This window comes from Lutibacter flavus (assembly GCF_900188355.1).
Lineage (GTDB): Bacteria > Bacteroidota > Bacteroidia > Flavobacteriales > Flavobacteriaceae > Lutibacter > Lutibacter flavus.
Genome location: NZ_FZNX01000001.1, coordinates 262,281 through 280,946 on the forward strand (window position 1 = coordinate 262,281; position 18,666 = coordinate 280,946).

Consider the following 18,666-nt stretch of genomic DNA (forward strand, 5'->3'; position numbering starts at 1 on the left):
CACACAATTAAAATAATGTATACAACAATTTTATTACAAACAGAAGGTAGTTCATTAACAAGTATGTTACCATTTCTATTAATGTTTGTGGTTATCTATTTTTTTATGATTAGACCACAAATGAAAAAAGCAAAAAATGAAAAAAAGTTTCAAAGTGAAATAGCTAAAGGAAATAAAATAATTACTTCTAGCGGAATTCACGGAAAAATTGTAGATATAGTAGATAGTGATAACACAGTTATAATTGAAACTGGAGCGGGGAAAATTAAATTTGAACGTTCAGCTATTTCTATGGAGCTAAGTAAAAAATATTTAGCACCAACAGAAAAGAAATAACAAATATTACATAAATTAAAAAGTGAGCAGAAAAGCTCACTTTTTTTGTATATTTAATATTTATTGGACAAAATGAAAACAGTTGTTAAAACTTCAGGTGTTTCCCTTAGAGATAACCGTAAAATAAAGGTGTTTGTATTCTTTTTAATACTAACATCAATAATATGGTTATTAATAGAATTGTCTAAAACATACACAAGTTCAGCAATTTTTAAAGTTGAATATAAAAACTTACCAAGCGATAAATTATTACAAATTAAACCAGTATCTAAAATTGATATAGCCGTTAAAGCTCCAGGTTTTAATTTATTAAAATATAAAGTAAAGCAACAAAAGCTTAGTTTTGACTTAAATAATTTATCGAAAAACAAGAGTTCATATTTTTTATTGCCTAATACCCAATTATCTAGTTTAAACACACAACTTACAGGTGATACTGAAATTTTAAGTGTTTTAAAGGATACTATTTTTATTGAAATAGGAAAAAATATAACTAAAAAAGTTCCTGTAAATGCAAAAATTGAAATTCAATTTAAATTAGGTTATAATTTTATTGAAAAATTGAAAGTTACTCCTGATTCTATACTTATTTCTGGACCTGAAAAATTTATTGATTCAATAAAGGAAATTTCAACTGGCATTTTTAAAATGAATGATGTTTATGAAAGCATAAATGAAGAATTAAGTTTGGTAATGCCAAAAAAAGCTAAGAATGTTTCACTATCAACTAATAAAATTAAAATTAAAGGTGAAGTAGATAAATTTACTGAAGGTAGATTTGTGATACCTGTAACTTTTATAAACGAACCACCTGAATTAAAAGTTAATCCTTTTCCAAAAGAAATTGAGGTTACTTATCAGGTTGGACTTTCAAATTTTGGTAAAATAAATGAGAATAGTTTTTTAATAGTTTTTGATTATAACCAATATAAAAATGATACTACAACTCAATTTTTAACTCCAATAATAAAGCAAAAAAGCGAGTATATTTCCTCATTAAAAATAAATCCAAGTCAAATAGAATTTTTAATACAAAAATGATAATTATAGGTTTAACAGGCGGAATTGGAAGTGGGAAATCTACGGTATTAGAAATGTTTAAAGGCCTTGGAGTTGAAACGTATATTGCAGATGTTGAAGCTAAAAGATTAATGAATACCAATCCTGAATTAATTACTGATATAAAAAAGCTAATAGGGGAAAAGGCATATATTGATCAGAAACTAAATAGAGCTTTTATTTCAAACGTGGTTTTTAATAATAAGGATACATTAACTGCACTTAATGCATTAGTTCATCCTAAAGTGCGGTCGGATTTTAAAAATTTTATTAAAAAATCAAGTTCTAAAATTATAATTTATGAAGCGGCTATTTTATTTGAAAGTGGCAGTGATAAATTTTGTGATTATATAGTTACTGTTTCTGCAAACTTTGAAGATAAAATAAAAAGAATTATTAAAAGGGATGGTGTTTCAAAAGAACAGGTTTTAGAAAGAATGCAACATCAACTCAATGATGAAAGTAAAATAAGAAAATCACATTTTGTTGTTAATAATTCAAATTTATCTGATACTAAAATACAAGTTGAAACCATTTTCAATATTTTAGTGAAATTGGATAAAAAATAGTATATTTCTTAATATAGTGTTAAAAAATTATATTTATTGTTAACTTTAGTTAAAAAAGAATCTTATTAATGTTAAAAGTTTAATTTTGAATAATGGGAAAGAGGATATTTATACTTATCATTGTATTAATGAGTATTGCATTGATAGGTATTATAACAGTGCAGGTTTTTTGGATAAAAAATACAATTCATATTACTGAAGAACAATTTACCTCAAATGTTCGATTTGCATTGGCAAAAGTGTCAGAAGATATAAAAGAACATGAATTTAATGAGTTTTATATTGATATAAGTGAACGATTTAAAGATGAAGGGAAAAAGCTGAAATATACGGATGTTAGAAATTATATTTATGAAAAAATAGATACCACTAACAAGGAGCGTTTCACCTATTCACAAAGTATAATTGAAGAGAATTATAAAGTTCCTTCTGAGTTCTTTGAAAATGATTCTGTAGATTTTAAAGAAATATTCAGTAAAGAAGAAATTGTAATTGTAAAAGATCAAACAATTGATAACCAAGTAAATGGGGTTGAAGCTCCTGAGGAGAGATACGTTAAAATTGGAAGATTTGATGGTGCAGAGAAATCTCAATTAGAAAGAGCTTTTGACATTTCTAGAAGTAAACTTCCAGTACATCAAAGAGTTAGTAATAAAGAAATTTCTTACAGGTTGGACAGGGAGTTGAAAAGTAAAGGAATTGATACGGATTTTAAATATGGTATTTATAGCAACGGATTAGCAACGCAAGTAAAGTCGGGATATTTTAGAAAAGAATTAGGTAAAAGTTATATGGTGCCTATGTTCGCAGATGCCGAAGGAAATAGTAATTTTCAGTTATTTGTAACATTTCCAGAAAAAAAAGATTATATATTATCTTCAATTTCTAAGCTTTTATTATTATCAGCATTTTTTATTTTAATAATAATTATAGCGTTTGTTACTGCATTGTATCAATTAATTAGGCAAAAGCAAATATCGGAGATAAAAACTGATTTTATTAATAATATGACTCACGAGTTTAAAACGCCAATTGCAACAATAAATTTGGCTTTGGATGCAATAAAAAATCCAAAAATTATTGGAGATGAAGAAAAAGTGAAGCGTTATGTTAAAATGATTCGTGATGAAAATAAGCGTATGCATACGCAAGTTGAAAACGTTTTGAGAATATCTAAACTGGAAAAAAACCAGTTAGATGTTGAAAAAGAAATGATTGATATGCATGACATAATTGATGAAGCTATTACTCATGTGGAATTGTTGATAAAAGATAAGGGAGGTTATATTAAAACACATTTTAAAGCAGGTTTTACTGAGGTATTTGGGAGTGAATTCCATCTAACAAATGTGATAGTTAATATATTAGATAATGGAATTAAGTATTCTGAAGAAGCTCCTAAAATTGATATTTCAACGGATAATTCAGAAAAATTTGTTGTTATAAAAATTAAGGATCAAGGTATTGGAATGAACAAAAATGTTCAAAAACTTGTATTTAAGAAGTTTTATAGAGAAGAGAAAGGAAATATTCATAATGTGAAAGGACATGGCTTAGGACTTTCATATGTTAAAAAAATAGTCGAAATTCATCAAGGAGAAATTTATGTTGAAAGTGAAAAAGGAATTGGAAGTACTTTCACTCTTAAATTACCCCTAATTTAATTTAAAAGAATATGGAAAATAATAGAATTTTATTAGTAGAGGACGATCCAAATTTTGGTACGGTTTTAAAGGATTACTTATCGTTAAACGATTACAATGTGACACATGCAAAAGATGGGTTAGAAGGATTAATTATGTTTAAAAATGATGATTTTGATCTTTGTATTTTAGATGTAATGATGCCGAGAAAAGATGGGTTTTCTTTAGCAAAAGATATACGCGCTACAAATTCTGAAGTGCCAATTATATTTTTAACTGCTAAAACTATGAAAGAAGATGTGTTGAAAGGCTATCAGGCGGGAGCAGATGATTACTTAAATAAACCATTTGATTCTGAGGTTTTATTGTATAAAATTAAAGCAATTTTACAGCGTAAAGAGTCTGAGCAAAGTATAGAAGAGGATACATTTGAATTTAAAATTGGTAAGTTTGAGTTCAATTCAAAATTAAGACATCTTTCTTTTGATGGACAAGAACCTCAAAAGCTTTCACCTAAAGAAAGTAAATTATTAAAAATGTTAGCTGTTCATAAAAATGATTTAATGCCTAGAGAATTAGCACTTACCAAAATTTGGAGAGATGATAATTATTTTACTTCTAGAAGTATGGACGTTTACATTGCAAAGCTTCGTAAATATTTAAAAAGTGATGAGAATGTTGAAATTTTAAACATTCATGGAGAAGGCTTTAGACTAATTGAGAAGACTTAGAAATTATAAATTTTTTTTAAAAAAAAGTCATTTTATTTTATTAGAATGACTTTTTTGTTATTGAAATTAGAAATGTTTTACTATAAAATTTTCTAATTTATTATAAGTGTCAGTTAACGCTGGACCTTCCCACCCGTGACCTTCGTTTTCGTATAAGGTAAATTCATTTATTATACCTAACTCATCTAATTTATTATGTAAGTCTATTCCTTGTGAAATTGGGACAAGAGGATCCATTCCACCATAAAACAATATTGTTGGAGGCGAACTTTCACTTGCAACATAATAAGGACTTAAAATACTGTAATATTCTGGATTGTCTATATAGTTAACTCCGGTTATAAGTTGAATTCCACTAATAATATCTGTAAAATCAGGATTATCATAATAATTTTGATCTAAAAAATTGGTAGGACCAATAATACTACAAACCATTTCAACATTATTTAATTCATCAAAACCGTAAGCGTATAGCATTCCTAAATGTCCGCCAGCGCTAATTCCAATAATCCCAATTCTAGTTGTTATTTCATATTCAGTTGATTTTGATTTTAAATGTTTAATAACTAACTGTATATCATTTATTTGCATAGGAAAAGGAGACTTTTCTAATGTAGCCAATTGATAGTTAATATTTACAATAGCATAATTTGGATTTTTATTTTTTAAGTAGGTTACTAAATAATTTAAATCATTTTTATCTCCACTAATCCAGCTACCACCATGAATTAACATAATTACTTTAGTAGTTGTAACTGATCTATTTTCGGGTAAATAAATATCGTATTTTTGTAGAGATGTAGCTCCATACGAAACATTTATTATTTCTTTTGAAGCTGTAATTTTTGGAACATCAATATAATTGCTGTTTATACAGGAATAAGTACAAATAACAATTATCAATAGAATAGTAAATTTATTTATTAGGTTTAATGTATATTTCATGCCGGTTAAAAGTAGATAAAAAAGATTATAAAAGATGGCAGAATTTATTAAAATATATGATGAAAATCCTAATGAACGAGAAATAGATAAAGTTGTTTCAGTTCTAAAAAAAGGAGGATTAATAATTTACCCAACCGATACAGTTTATGGTTTGGGGTGTGATATAACAAATATGAAAGCAATGGAGAAAGTTGCTAAAATAAAGGGTGTTAAATTAGAAAAAGCTAATTTTTCATTTATTTGTTACGATTTAAGCAATCTTTCTGATTATGTAAAGCAAATTGACACTTCTACCTACAAAATATTAAAAAAGGCCTTACCAGGTCCTTATACTTTTGTGTTGCCAAGTAATAATAATTTGCCAAAAGCCTTTAAAAGTAAAAAGACAGTTGGTATTCGTATTCCAGATAATAATATTATTAGAGAATTGGTAAAAAAATTAGGGAATCCAATTGTTTCTACATCTATTTATGATGAAGATGATTTGATAGAATATACAACTGATCCGGAATTAATTTTTGAAAAATGGGGTAATATTGTTGATGTTGTTATTGATGGAGGTTATGGAGACAATATACCATCTACTGTTGTAGATTTATCCGATGGTGAAATAACAGTTTTACGTAAGGGTAAAGGAAGTATTGATGATTTCTAAATTATAATTTATTAATAATATCATTATATTTTTTCTTTCCTAAAACAAAATGTTGCCAAACAATACTTTTAACTCTGTAATAATCAGTTATTTGATATTGATCTTTTCTTTTATGTAACATGTTGTTTAACTGGGAATAAAAACTAATATGGGCTTTTAAAATTGAAAAAGTATGAATTGGACGCATTTCAATTAAAAATTTTATTCCTGCAATTCCATCCAATACTAAACGTGTAAAAATAATAACAAATAATTGTTTTTTTGGTAAGTTTTTAACCAAAGTAAATAAGCTATTTCTAAAATTTAAAAAAGTTTTTTTAGGACTTTCTTCTTTTAAAGTTGCACCTCCAACATGAAAAACTGTTGAAGCACCTACATATTTTATAGTTTTGTTGGTGTTTTTGGCTCTCCAACATAAATCAATTTCTTCCTGATGTGCAAAATAATCTTCATCAAAACCATTTAGTTCATGAAAAACTTTAGATCTAATAAAAAAACAAGCACCTGAAGCCCAAAAAATGTCTTTTGTATCGTTAAACTGTTGATTGTCTTTTTCTAATTTTGAAAAAATGCGTCCTCTACAAAACGGATAGCCGTATTTATCTACAAATCCTCCACCAGCGCCAGCATATTCAAACAGCTCTTTATTTTTAAAATCTAAAATTTTTGGTTGAATAATTGCAGTATTTTCTTCATTCTCAAAGGCTGCTATAATTGAATTTAGCCAACCCTCAGTAACTTCTATATCTGAATTTACCAACCCATAAATATCAGCATTAATATGCTTTAAAGCGTCATTATAACCTTTTGCAAATCCGCCATTTTCTTTATTTTGAACTATTACAATGTTAGGGTAATTCTGTTTTATAAAATCTACAGAATCATCAGTTGAAGCGTTGTCAGCAACATAAATTTCAACATTGATTAAGTTACTGTATTTTACAATAGATGGAAGGAATTTTTCTAACAACTTTTTCCCATTCCAGTTTAATATGACGATGGCTATTTTCACAAGTACAAACTTAATTTAAAAATTGTAGAATCAAATTAATATTATCTTAATTATCTTTATAATTAGGTATGTTTTTTAAAAAAATATATTGCTCATTTTCGGTATCCATTTTACAATAAAAATGTTCTAAACCATTTGTAGTTATTAAATAATTTGCTTCAAGTTTTAAATTATATCTGGCTATCTGATCAAAAGTATCTTGAGTTATTTTTATTGAAGGTGCTTTACATTCAACAATAATATGTGGCAAGCCTTCCGAAGTGAATACCAAAATATCCGTTCGTTTGGTAAGTTTATTAATTGTAAGTTTTTTTTCAACAGCAATTAATGAAATTGGATAATTTTTTTCTTCAATTAAATATTGAACAAAATGTTGACGTACCCACTCTTCTGGAGTTAAAACAACATATTTTTTTCTGATGATATCAAAAATAAAATACTTATTTTCACTACTTTTGATTCTGAATTTATATATAGGTAAATTCAATTGCTGCATAGGGCAAAAATGCTAATTTTTTTTTATAAATGAGTGACGTTACTAAAATAGTTTCTGATATTAAAAACGGAAATATTAAACCTATCTATTTTTTAATGGGTGAGGAGCCATATTATATAGATAAAATTTCAGAATTTATTGAAAAAAATATATTGGCTGAAGAAGAAAAAGGCTTTAATCAAATGGTTTTATATGGTAGAGATGTTGCAATTGAAGATATTGTAGACAATGCTAAAAGATTTCCGATGATGTCTGATAGACAGGTGATTATTGTAAAAGAAGCCCAAGATTTGTCTAGAACAATCGAAAAATTAGTTTCCTATGTAAACAATCCTCAGCCTTCAACGGTTTTAGTTATTTGTTATAAATATAAAAAAATAGATAAACGAAAGGCTCTTTATAAAGCAGTTCAAAAGGTTGGATTGGCATATGAAAGTAAAAAGCTTTATGAAAATCAAGTAGCGGACTGGATTAGGAGAGTTTTAAGTGGTAAAAGATACACCATTGAAGCCAAAGCCACTTTAATGCTGGTTGAGTTTTTAGGAACAGATTTAAGTAAAATAAGTAACGAACTAGATAAATTAATGTTGGTTTTGCCAGCAGGCTCTGTAATTACACCAAAATCTATTGAAGAAAATATTGGAATTAGTAAAGACTATAATAATTTTGAACTTCGAAAAGCAGTTGGAGAAAGAAATGTTTTTAAAGTAAACAGAATTATAAATCATTTTGCTCAAAATCAAAAAGCGAATCCTATGGTAATGTCAATTTCGTTATTGAATAGTTTTTTTACACAATTACTTATTTTTCATAGCCTAAAGGACAAGTCTAAAAATAGTGTTGCAAAAGCATTAGGAGTGAATCCATTTTTTGTTTCAGATTATTCTATTGCTGCAAAAAATTTTCCAATGCGTAAAGTTTCTCAAGTTATTGGATTATTGCGTGATGCAGATGTAAAAAGTAAAGGAGTAGGTGCAAATGCTTTACCTGCAGGGGATATTTTAAAAGAATTATTATTTAAAATTATTCATTAATTTTTTTTGAATTATGTCATTCCTGTATTCACTGGAATGAAAAAAAATTAAGTTGTCATTCCTGCACAGGCATGAATCTGTTTTGTACATTATTAAAAATTCTTATTTTTCTGTGAATTTAATACTAATCTTGGTTAAATTTATATTTTCTAAAACTTTGGGTTTTTAAACAACGTTGTATAGATTCCTGTTTTCACAGGAATGACATTAAAGTAACAATTCGATGCAAAATTAATAATTACTTTCTTTGCCAACAGCCAACAGCCAACAGCCAACAGTCAACAGTCAACAGCCAACAGTCAACAGCCAACAGCCAACAGTCAAAAACTACTTATCTACAACAATTCTATTTTCTCTATTAGCAATTTCCCAAGCTGTATAAAAAATTAATTGAGTTCGTTTTTGCAAAATTTCATAATTAATTTTATCCGGAGTATCAGATGGTCTATGATAATTATCATGAGTTCCGTTAAAGTAAAAAATTATTGGAATATTATTCTTGGCAAAATTATAGTGATCTGAACGATAATAAAAACGATTTGGATCCTCTTCATCATTATATCTATAATCTAAAATTAAGTTTGTAAATCTTGAATTTATGTCTTCGGATAAAGAATGCAATTCTGAACTTAGTTTATAAGATCCAATAACATACACAAAATCAGGATTGTTTTCATGTGCATCATCAACACGACCAATCATATCTATATTTAAGTTTGTAACCGTATTTGCAAGTGGAAATACAGGGAAATTTGTATAAAACTTCGATCCTAATAAGCCTTTTTCTTCACCGGTAACATGTAAAAATAGGATTGAGCGTTTTGGCCCGTTTCCATTTATTGCTGCTTTTTTAAATGCTTCAGCAATTTCCATAATAGCTACATTTCCAGACCCATCGTCGTCAGCTCCATTATAAATTTCTCCATCTCTAATTCCAAGGTGGTCATAATGTGCAGATATTACGAGTATCTCTTCAGGTTTTTCAGAACCTTCAATAAATGCCAATACATTTTCAGAAGGATTCAAATCAGGTTTTAAATGTGCGGTTGGAATTTCTTGAAAGTAATCATCACCGCCAAAAGGTGAAGAAATATTTTGAGAAATATAAAAGTTTTTTAAATATTCTGCAGCTTTCTTTTGCCCAGGCTCTCCAGTTCCTCTTCCTTCAAATTCATCTGAAGCTATTATATATAAATGTGTTTTTAAATCGGAGGCAGTAATTGTATTAGCAAATTGAGTTGCTGTTGCACCTGTAACCTCCTTAACATCTGTAATATGGTTATTGCTTCCACAACCAAAAATTACAAAAGCGAAACCTAAAAGAATTAATTTTTTCATGTTTTTAATTAAAAGAATTTCAAATATATTAAAATATTTAAGAGTTGGTTATTGTAAACTGTTTTAAAGATTTATTAAAACTAATTAGTTTGGAATCAAATAGTTGATCTAATTCGTTTTTTTCAATAAGTTCTTCTGTTTTTCCGCTTACAAATTTTGATGGTGACATTAACCACAATTCATCCGCGAGTTGCAGTGCTAAATTGGCTTCATGTGTTGAAATAATAATGGTTTTATTAAATTCTGAAGCAAGGTTTTTTAATAATGAAAATGTATTTACAGTATGGTGTAAGTCTAAATGCGCAGTTGGTTCATCTAATACAATAATGGGTGTGTTTTGCGCTAATGCTCTGGCTATTAATACTTTTTGCAATTGTCCATCGCTCAATTCATAACATTTTGAATCCATTAAATGTTTTGTATTGGTTTTTTCAAAAGCCGATTGGATTATTTCCATATCTTCATTTGTTAAATAACCAATCCAATTTGTAAATGGCTGACGGCCTAATGCTACAAGTTCAAAAACAGTTAAACTGCTATCTGGTAATCGTTCAGTTAATACCAAACTTAAAGTTTTAGCTAATTCGTTATTGGTAAGTGTTTCTAATTTTGAGTTATTTATAAAAATTTCACCGTTTAATTCAGGTTGAACCTTTGTTAATGTTCTAAGTAAAGTAGATTTTCCTATCCCATTTTTACCAAGTAAACAAACCAAATTACCAGCATTTAAATTGATGCTTAAATCGCGGGCAACAGTTAATGTATCTTTTTTTGAAGTATAACCAATGCTTAAATTTGACGCTTTTATAATGTGTTTAGAAGTCTGTTTCATTAATAATAAATCTTACGTTTCCTAACCAATAACCAAATAATTATTGGAGCTCCAAATAGTGAAGTTATGGCATTTATTGGCAATGTAAATTCGCTAGTTGGTAATTGTGCAATGCTATCGCAAATTAACATAATTATTGCACCACTAATAGCAACTGCGGGTATTAAGGTTTTATGATTTGAGGTATTAAATAATAATTTTGTTAAATGTGGAACAGCCAAACCAATAAAAGCAATGGGCCCGGAAAAAGCAGTAATTACACCCGTTAATAAACTAGTTGAAATTAAAACAAAATTGCGAGTCCTTTTTACATTTACACCCATACTTTTTGCATAATTTTCACCTAAAAGCAAACTGTTTAGTGGCTTTATTATAAATATGACGAAAGAGATTCCAATAAGAAAAGTAACTAAAAGTGCAAGAATTTCATTCCAGCTTAAATTACCTAAACTACCAAAACTCCAAAACATGTATTGTTGTAATTGGCTTGCACTACTAAAATAAGCTAAAATGCTAATAACAGCTGAAGTTAAACTACCAAACATTAACCCAATAATTAATATCGACATAGTATTTCTAACTTTTATAGCTGCTAACATTACTGCAGAAAGCACTAAAAATGCTCCTAAACTTGCAGCAAACGCCAATCCAAAATTAGTAAATGCATAACTGGTAATATTTGCTCCAAAAAATGAAGCTCCTAAAATTAAAATGGCAACACCTAAACTTGCCCCAGAGCTAATTCCTAATACAAACGGACCAGCAAGTGGATTTCTAAACAAAGTTTGCATTAATAAACCACTTATTGATAATCCAGAGCCAACAATAATTGCTGTAATTGCTTTTGGTAGTCTGTAATTTAATACAATAGATTTCCACGATTCTTTTTCAACTTCTCCATTAAAAAGAGATGCAATTATTTGTTTTAGAGGAATATAAACAGAGCCTAAACTAATATTTACAAACCATATTAAAACCAACGTAAATAGTAGGATTATAAAAGTATTTCTATAAGATTTGGTTGGATTTATCAAGAATATGAATTTAAAAAAGTGATTAATTTACTAATTGCTTTTCCTCTATGGCTTATTTGTCCTTTTTCGCTCATTTCCATTTCTGCGAACGATTTATTAAAGCCATTTGGCATAAAAATAGGATCGTATCCAAAACCACTATCACCTTGTTTTTGTTTTAAAATTTCACCTTTGCAAATCCCTTCAAAAATAAATTGTTTCCCTTCAATATTAAGAGCAACAGCTGTTCTAAACTGTGCATTTCTATTGGTGTTTTCTCCAAGTTCACGTAATAATTTATTCATATTCTTTTCAGAATTGTTTTCTTCTCCCGCATAACGTGCTGAAAAAACTCCAGGAGCATTATTTAAAGCTTCAACTTCCAAACCAGTATCATCTGCAAAACAGTTTAAACCAAATTTTTCAGTAATGTAATTTGCTTTTAAAATAGCATTTCCTTCTAAGGTTTCAGCAGTTTCAGGAATGTCTTCAAAACAATTAATTTCAGCTAAACTAACTATTTCAAAATTGGTTAGCATTGCCTGTACTTCTTTTAACTTATTTTTATTATTGGTAGCAAATACCAATTTTAGTTTATTCATGATGATATGGTTCATTTTTTAAGATAGTAAATGCTCTATATACTTGTTCCACAACAAATAATCGAATCATTTGATGAGAAAACGTCATTTTTGAAAATGAAATTTTTCCTTTTGATTTTTTATAAACTTCATCAGAAAAACCATATGGTCCACCAATTACAAAAATCAATTGTTTAATTCCCGAATTCATCTTCTTTTGAAGATATTTTGAAAATTCAATAGATTTAAATTCTTTACCGTTTTCATCTAATAAAATTAGCTCATCCGTTGGTGCTAATTTTTTAAGGATTAATTCACCTTCTTTATCTTTTTGTTGCTGTTCACTTAAATTCTTAACATTTTTAATGTCGGGAATCACTTCTAACTGAAAATTAATATAATGTTTCAACCTATTTTGATAAACTTCAATTAAGGTTTGTAAATTTTTGTCATCTGTTTTACCAATGGCAAGTAGTTTAATTTTCATTCTGCAAATATAAAAAGAATTAAAGATGAATTTTTTGAAAATAAAAAAGTTATTTTTGTTTGAAAATACGAGTAAAATATGATTAGTAAAGAACAATTTGAAAAAGAACTTGATATAATAATTTCAAACGCAATTAGAGAAGATGTAGGTGATGGAGACCATAGTTCACTGGCGTGTATTCCAAAAAATGCTCAGGGAAAAGCAAAATTACTTGTAAAAGAGGATGGAATTATTGCCGGAGTAGAAATGGCGAAGAAGGTTTTTGCTTATGTAGATGCGGATTTAGGAGTGGAAACATTAATAAATGATGGTGAATTAGTTAAATATGGAGATATCGTATTTTATGTGACTGGGAAATCTCAATCAATTTTAAAAGCCGAGCGTTTAGTGCTTAATATAATGCAACGTATGAGCGCCATTGCAACTAAAACTAACCAATTTGCAAGGTTGTTAGAAGGTACAGAAACAAAGGTTTTGGATACTAGAAAAACAACTCCAGGAATTAGAGCTATTGAAAAATGGGCGGTTGTAATTGGAGGTGGAGAAAACCATAGATTTGCTTTGTATGATATGATAATGTTAAAAGACAATCATATTGATTTTTGTGGTGGTGTTGCCAAAGCGATTAACAAAACAAAAGATTATTTAAAAGCGAATAATTTAGATTTAAAAATTATTGTTGAAGCTAGAAGTATTGAAGAAATAGATGAAATATTGGCCTGCGGTGGTGTTCATAGAATTTTAATTGACAATTTTAATTATGATGAAACTCGCAAAGCTGTAAAAATAATTGGAGATCAGTGTCAAACCGAATCTTCTGGTGGAATTAATTTGGAAACTGCAAGAAAATATGCTGAATGTGGTGTTAATTATATTTCATCTGGTGCATTAACACACTCTGTTTATAATATGGATTTAAGCTTAAAGGCCATTTAATGTCTAAAGAAGTAGAAGACAAATTACTTAAAGTACCAATACTAAATTGGTTTGTAAAACTTGGAAAAAAGATAAAAATTCCTGGTTTACTGGGTATGTCACTCTACGATATTATTAAAATGTATTTTATTGGAATTGTAAAAGGTGCTTTAACATCAAGAGCGGGTGGTATCGCTTTTAGTTTTTTTATGGCGCTATTTCCTTTTATTTTATTCATTTTAACCTTAATTCCATATGTTCCTATTGAAGGATTTCAAGAAGATTTTTTGGTAATGATAGAACAAATGTTACCTCCAAATACAGCCGAATCTGTTTCTGAAGTAATAAATGATATTGCAAATAACCGTTATGGAGGATTGCTTTCATTTGGGTTTATTGCCTCAGTTTTTTTAATGACAAATGGAGTAAATGCCATTTTAGGCGGATTTGAATATTCTTACCACGTAACCGAAATGCGCAATATTTTACGTCAGTATTTTATTTCAATGGGAATGTCAATTTTACTTTCATTAATTTTAGTTGTAACTGTCGCAATAACTTTATATTTTGAAATTGGAATAAACGATTTAAAAGCAAAAGGTTGGCTGGAAGATGACGTTTTTTGGATAAAACAAGGACAATTTTTATTTTTTGTATTATTAATATTTGTTTCTGTTTCATTATTATATAAATATGGAACTAAAACAGTAAAACACTATTCTTTTTTTACGCCAGGGTCTATCCTAACAACAATTTTAACTATTGTAATGTTTAGGTTGTTTTCAATATATGTTTTAAAATTTGCAACGTATAATGAGCTTTATGGCTCTATTGGAACCCTATTAGTAATAATGCTTTTCGTTTGGATAAATTCTATAATTTTATTGTTAGGTTTTGAACTGAATGCAAGTATTAATAGTCTTAGAAGAATTCATTCCATAGAAAAAGATTTATAAATTGAGCTGGCTAAAAAGTTTATCATTTAAAGAAATGACAAATAACCAAAAGCATGTAACCATTAAAAAAGAATAATAGAGACTCATGAAAATAGTAGCAATGATTCCAGCTCGTTTTGAAGCTAGTAGATTTCCAGGTAAATTAATGAAAGATTTAGCAGGAAAATCGGTTATTTTAAGAACCTATGAAGCAACAAAAAACGCTGATTTATTTGATGAAGTTTATGTTATAACTGATAGTGATATTATTTTTAATGAAATTTCGTCAAATGGAGGAAAAGTTATAAAAAGTAAAAAAGAGCACGAATCGGGTAGTGATAGAATTGCTGAAGCAGTTGAAAATTTAAACGTAGATATTGTTGTAAACGTGCAAGGAGATGAGCCTTTTACGCAAACTAAACCTTTAAGAAATTTATTAGAGGTTTTTAAAAATGATGTTGATAAGCAAATAGATATTGCTTCATTAATGATTAAAATGGATGATTTAGAAGAAATAAATAATCCGAATAATGTAAAAGTAGTTACGGATGAACAAAATTTCGCAATGTACTTTTCACGTTCACCAATTCCTTTTCCAAGAGATGCATCAAAAGCAATTTATTACAAGCACATTGGAATTTATGCGTTTAGAAAAGAAGCCTTAATAAAATTTACTAAATTGCCAATTAATAATTTAGAAGCTGCAGAGAAATTAGAAAACCTTCGTTTTTTGGCACACGGTTTGAAAGTGAAAATGGTAGAAACAAATCAAATTGCTATTGGAATTGATACGCCAGAAGATTTAGAAAAAGCCAATGCAGTTTTTAAAAACAAAAACTAAATGAATTTAACGCCCGAAATAATAATTAGTATTTTAATAGGAATTGGGTTAGCAGCATCCGTTGGTTTCAGAATTTTTGTACCGTTATTTGCGCTAAGTTTAGCTTCCCATTTTAATATTATTCCATTAAATGAAAGTTGGCAATGGGTTGGCAGCTCTGTTGCAATTGTAACTTTAGGTGCTGCAACAATTGTGGAGATTTTAGCATATTTTATCCCATTTTTAGATAATTTATTAGATACAATAGCTGTTCCTTTGGCAGCAATTGCAGGTACAGCAGTAATGGTTGCCACAGTAAGTGATTTAGATCCGGCAATAACCTGGGCGTTAGCTATTATTGCAGGTGGTGGAACCGCAGCAGCTATAAAAGGCTCAACAAGTACCACACGTTTGGCATCATCAGCAACAACTGCTGGTATAGCAAACCCTGTAATTTCAACCGTAGAAACTGGAACGTCAATTGTAATGTCTGTTTTTTCAATTTTTATTCCTGTGCTAGCAATAATATTGGTTGCTTTTATATTTTGGTTGCTATTCAAAGTTTTTAAACTATTTAAACCTTCAAAATCAATAAAATGAATATTACAAATCAACAACCAAAAGACTTCATAAAATCTATGCAAATTATACATATTGCTTTAATGGCAAGTGTAGTTTTATTTGGTTTATATGTAGTATACAACGCAAAAGATGTATTGTATTTTTCTACTGAAGGAGATAAAATGTTTCTTTATTTAGCTATTCTTATCTCATTTTCGGGAAATTTGGCAAGTAAGTTTTTATATAAAAAAATGATTAAGCAAATACCTGATAAAGCAGATTTAAACGAAAAAGTTGTAAAATTTAGTTCAGCGCATATTTTTAGATTGGCAATGCTAGAGTTTCCAGCTTTTATGTGCGTCTTTTTTGCAATGCAAACTAACAATAGCTTTTATTTTATATTAGTTGGAATTTTAGTTTTTATGATGATTGCAATTTATCCAACTAAAAGTAAGTTTGAAAATGATGTGCCACTAACAAGTAAGGAAAAATCATTTTTAGAAAAGCTTTAATTAGTTTTATAATTTTCAGATATTTGCAAACTAATTTTAAAAAATGGCACAAAAACCAAGCATACCAAAAGGAACACGTGATTTTTCACCTACAGAAGTAGCTAAAAGAACCTATATTTTTTCAACAATAAAGGAAGTTTTTGAGGTATATGGATTTCAACCTATTGAAACACCTTCGTTTGAAAATTCTTCAACTTTAATGGGGAAATATGGGGAAGAAGGAGATCGCTTGATTTTTAAAATTTTAAATTCTGGAGATTTTTTAAAAAAGGTTGATGAGAGTTTATTAGCATCAAAAAATAGCTTAAAAGTTATTTCAAGTATTTCCGAAAAAGCCTTACGTTACGACTTAACCGTGCCTTTTGCACGTTATGTTGTGCAACACCAAAACGAAATTGAATTTCCTTTTAAACGTTACCAAATGCAACCTGTTTGGCGTGCAGACAGACCACAAAAAGGTCGTTTTAGAGAGTTTTACCAATGTGATGCAGATGTTGTTGGAAGTAAAGGTTTATGGCAGGAAGTTGAGTTTGTACAATTATACGATGCAGTTTTTAGTAAGTTAAAACTAACTGGTACGACTATTAAACTTAACAATAGAAAAATATTAGCTGGTATAGCTGAAATTATTGGGGCAAAAGATAAATTAATTGATTTTACAGTTGCACTTGATAAATTAGATAAAATAGGAGCAGAGGGAGTTACAACAGAAATGTTGTCAAAAGGGATTTCAGAAGAAGCAATTGAAAAAGTACAACCACTTTTTAATTTTTCTGGTAGTAATCAGGAAAAACTAAACCAATTACAAAATATGTTAGCTGAATCTGAAGAAGGTTTAAAAGGTGTTGAAGATTTAAGATTTGTAGTAAGTAATATTGAAGAGTTAGGGTTGGAATCTGCTAAATTAAATTTAGATGTAACTTTAGCAAGAGGTTTAAATTATTATACAGGAGCTATTTATGAAGTTTCTGCACCAGAAGGAGTTAAAATGGGCTCAATTGGTGGAGGAGGACGATATGACGATTTAACAGGGATTTTCGGACTGCCAGACGTTAGTGGTGTTGGTATCTCATTTGGTTTAGATCGTATTTATTTGGTGTTAGAGGAATTGAATTTATTTGATGTTGTAGAGTTACCAAAACCAAAAGTATTGTTTGTTAATTTTGGTAAAAACGAAGCAGCATATTGTATGAAAGCTTTGACTGAATTAAGAAAAAATAATATAAAATCTGAGTTGTATCCTGATAGTGCGAAAATGAAAAAACAGATGAATTATGCAAATAGAAGAGAAATTCCATTTGTTGTAATTGTGGGTTCAACAGAGGTAGAAAATAATAATTTCACATTAAAAAATATGCAAACTGGTGATCAGCAAGTATGTAGTTTAAAAGAATTACTTGAAATCACACTTTAATTTAAAAAACTAAGTTGTAAATTTGCAGGCTAAAGAATAGAAAATGTTTGAAGGTAAAGACATAATGACTAATAAAATTGATGAAAGAGGAGACGACCATGTTGGGTCTTCTGCTAAAACACCGTTAAGAGCAGATGCTTTTGATATATCGGACCTAGAAAAAGTAAAACGTATTCAAGAAAGTGTAAAAGATATTTTGGAAACATTGGGTATGGATCTTGAAGATGATAGTTTGAAAGGCACTCCTAAAAGAGTTGCAAAAGCTTTTGTTAATGAACTTTTTTCTGGTTTAAACCCAAACAATAAACCAAAATTATCAACTTTTGATAATAACTATAAATATGGTGAAATGTTGGTAGAAAAAAATATAACTGTTTATTCTACTTGCGAACATCATTTATTACCAATTGTTGGTAGAGCGCATGTAGCTTATATTTCAAGCGGTAGGGTTATTGGATTGTCTAAAATGAACCGTTTAGTAGATTACTTTGCCAAAAGACCACAAGTACAAGAGCGTTTAACAATGCAAGTGGTACAAGCGTTACAATTGGCATTAGGTACAGATGATGTAGCTTGTGTAATTGATGCTAAGCATTTATGTGTAAATTCTCGTGGAGTTCGTGATATTGAAAGTAGTACTGTTACTTCAGAATTTGGTGGAAAATTTAAGGATAAAGAAGTGCGAAGAGAGTTTTTAGATTATATAAAAATGGATACTGATTTCGAATAAGATTTTGGAAAATATATATAAAAAAAGCACCCAGTTGGGTGCTTTTTT

General features: G+C 28.7%; 22 protein-coding genes. 14 read left to right on the top strand and 8 right to left on the bottom strand.

Features of this window, described 5'->3' with window-relative positions:
* The first annotated feature begins 15 nt into the window (after positions 1-15).
* From yajC to CHB63_RS01120, 5 genes are all read left to right on the top strand, one after another.
* A complete protein-coding gene (gene yajC, locus CHB63_RS01100; protein ID WP_089376594.1) occupies positions 16-336 on the top strand; it encodes a preprotein translocase subunit YajC in 321 nt (106 codons plus the stop codon).
* 72 nt (positions 337-408) lie between these two features.
* Entirely contained in the window at positions 409-1,377 is a 969-nt protein-coding gene (locus tag CHB63_RS01105) for a CdaR family protein (RefSeq protein ID WP_089376595.1), read from the top strand.
* Positions 1,374-1,964: a dephospho-CoA kinase gene (gene coaE, locus CHB63_RS01110; RefSeq protein WP_089376596.1), complete on the top strand. Its 591-nt coding sequence runs from the start codon at positions 1,374-1,376 to the stop codon at positions 1,962-1,964. Before CHB63_RS01105 ends, coaE begins: the two co-directional genes overlap by 4 nt.
* Positions 1,965-2,056: 92 nt before the next feature.
* The gene (locus CHB63_RS01115; protein ID WP_089376597.1) at positions 2,057-3,628 is read left to right on the top strand and encodes a sensor histidine kinase; all 1,572 of its coding nucleotides are present in this window, start codon (positions 2,057-2,059) and stop codon (positions 3,626-3,628) included.
* A gap of 11 nt (positions 3,629-3,639) precedes the next feature.
* Positions 3,640-4,338, top strand: coding sequence for a response regulator transcription factor (locus tag CHB63_RS01120; RefSeq protein WP_089376598.1), 699 nt, complete (start codon positions 3,640-3,642; stop codon positions 4,336-4,338).
* Between the two features lie 66 nt (positions 4,339-4,404).
* Here the strand turns inward: CHB63_RS01120 and CHB63_RS01125 are convergent, their stop codons facing one another.
* Positions 4,405-5,283 (bottom strand): alpha/beta hydrolase, encoded by an 879-nt coding sequence (locus CHB63_RS01125; RefSeq protein ID WP_089376599.1) that lies wholly within the window; start codon positions 5,281-5,283, stop codon positions 4,405-4,407.
* Positions 5,284-5,317: 34 nt separating this feature from the next.
* On the opposite strand from CHB63_RS01125, the gene CHB63_RS01130 reads away from it, so the two are divergent.
* Positions 5,318-5,938: an L-threonylcarbamoyladenylate synthase gene (locus CHB63_RS01130; protein ID WP_089376600.1), complete on the top strand. Its 621-nt coding sequence runs from the start codon at positions 5,318-5,320 to the stop codon at positions 5,936-5,938.
* A gap of 1 nt (position 5,939) precedes the next feature.
* Here the strand turns inward: CHB63_RS01130 and CHB63_RS01135 are convergent, their stop codons facing one another.
* Entirely contained in the window at positions 5,940-6,950 is a 1,011-nt protein-coding gene (locus CHB63_RS01135; protein ID WP_089376601.1) for a glycosyltransferase family 2 protein, read from the bottom strand.
* 46 nt (positions 6,951-6,996) lie between these two features.
* Entirely contained in the window at positions 6,997-7,446 is a 450-nt protein-coding gene (locus CHB63_RS01140; protein WP_089376602.1) for a type I restriction enzyme HsdR N-terminal domain-containing protein, read from the bottom strand.
* A 29-nt stretch (positions 7,447-7,475) separates the two neighbouring features.
* On the opposite strand from CHB63_RS01140, the gene holA reads away from it, so the two are divergent.
* A complete protein-coding gene (holA, locus tag CHB63_RS01145; RefSeq protein WP_089376603.1) occupies positions 7,476-8,480 on the top strand; it encodes a DNA polymerase III subunit delta in 1,005 nt (334 codons plus the stop codon).
* Positions 8,481-8,807: 327 nt separating this feature from the next.
* Here the strand turns inward: holA and CHB63_RS01150 are convergent, their stop codons facing one another.
* From CHB63_RS01150 to rlmH, 5 genes are read right to left on the bottom strand one after another with little or no spacing between them, the layout of a single operon-like run.
* Positions 8,808-9,818, bottom strand: a complete 1,011-nt coding sequence (locus CHB63_RS01150; protein WP_089376604.1) for a M28 family metallopeptidase — start codon at positions 9,816-9,818, stop codon at positions 8,808-8,810.
* Positions 9,819-9,855: 37 nt separating this feature from the next.
* Positions 9,856-10,650, bottom strand: coding sequence for an ABC transporter ATP-binding protein (locus CHB63_RS01155; RefSeq protein WP_089376605.1), 795 nt, complete (start codon positions 10,648-10,650; stop codon positions 9,856-9,858).
* Complete coding sequence (locus tag CHB63_RS01160; RefSeq protein ID WP_089377539.1) at positions 10,650-11,681, bottom strand: FecCD family ABC transporter permease; 1,032 nt, start codon at positions 11,679-11,681, stop codon at positions 10,650-10,652. The genes CHB63_RS01155 and CHB63_RS01160 overlap by 1 nt, the downstream gene beginning before the upstream one ends.
* Positions 11,681-12,265, bottom strand: a complete 585-nt coding sequence (locus CHB63_RS01165; RefSeq protein ID WP_089376606.1) for a non-canonical purine NTP diphosphatase — start codon at positions 12,263-12,265, stop codon at positions 11,681-11,683. Before CHB63_RS01165 ends, CHB63_RS01160 begins: the two co-directional genes overlap by 1 nt.
* A complete protein-coding gene (gene rlmH, locus CHB63_RS01170; protein ID WP_089376607.1) occupies positions 12,258-12,731 on the bottom strand; it encodes a 23S rRNA (pseudouridine(1915)-N(3))-methyltransferase RlmH in 474 nt (157 codons plus the stop codon). Before rlmH ends, CHB63_RS01165 begins: the two co-directional genes overlap by 8 nt.
* 78 nt (positions 12,732-12,809) lie before the next feature.
* On the opposite strand from rlmH, the gene nadC reads away from it, so the two are divergent.
* From nadC to folE, 7 genes are all read left to right on the top strand, one after another.
* Positions 12,810-13,667: a carboxylating nicotinate-nucleotide diphosphorylase gene (nadC, locus tag CHB63_RS01175; RefSeq protein WP_089376608.1), complete on the top strand. Its 858-nt coding sequence runs from the start codon at positions 12,810-12,812 to the stop codon at positions 13,665-13,667.
* The gene (locus tag CHB63_RS01180; RefSeq protein WP_089376609.1) at positions 13,667-14,602 is read left to right on the top strand and encodes a YihY/virulence factor BrkB family protein; all 936 of its coding nucleotides are present in this window, start codon (positions 13,667-13,669) and stop codon (positions 14,600-14,602) included. Before nadC ends, CHB63_RS01180 begins: the two co-directional genes overlap by 1 nt.
* An 85-nt stretch (positions 14,603-14,687) precedes the next feature.
* Positions 14,688-15,422: a 3-deoxy-manno-octulosonate cytidylyltransferase gene (kdsB, locus tag CHB63_RS01185; RefSeq protein ID WP_089376610.1), complete on the top strand. Its 735-nt coding sequence runs from the start codon at positions 14,688-14,690 to the stop codon at positions 15,420-15,422.
* Positions 15,423-16,001, top strand: a complete 579-nt coding sequence (locus CHB63_RS01190) for a DUF4126 domain-containing protein (protein WP_089376611.1) — start codon at positions 15,423-15,425, stop codon at positions 15,999-16,001. It abuts the gene before it with no gap.
* Positions 15,998-16,474: a hypothetical protein gene (locus CHB63_RS01195; protein WP_089376612.1), complete on the top strand. Its 477-nt coding sequence runs from the start codon at positions 15,998-16,000 to the stop codon at positions 16,472-16,474. The genes CHB63_RS01190 and CHB63_RS01195 overlap by 4 nt, the downstream gene beginning before the upstream one ends.
* 43 nt (positions 16,475-16,517) lie before the next feature.
* On the top strand, positions 16,518-17,888 hold the full coding sequence (gene hisS / locus CHB63_RS01200; protein ID WP_089376613.1) for a histidine--tRNA ligase: 1,371 nt from the start codon (positions 16,518-16,520) through the stop codon (positions 17,886-17,888).
* A 43-nt stretch (positions 17,889-17,931) separates the two neighbouring features.
* A complete protein-coding gene (gene folE, locus CHB63_RS01205; RefSeq protein WP_245856727.1) occupies positions 17,932-18,618 on the top strand; it encodes a GTP cyclohydrolase I FolE in 687 nt (228 codons plus the stop codon).
* Positions 18,619-18,666: the final 48 nt, after the last annotated feature.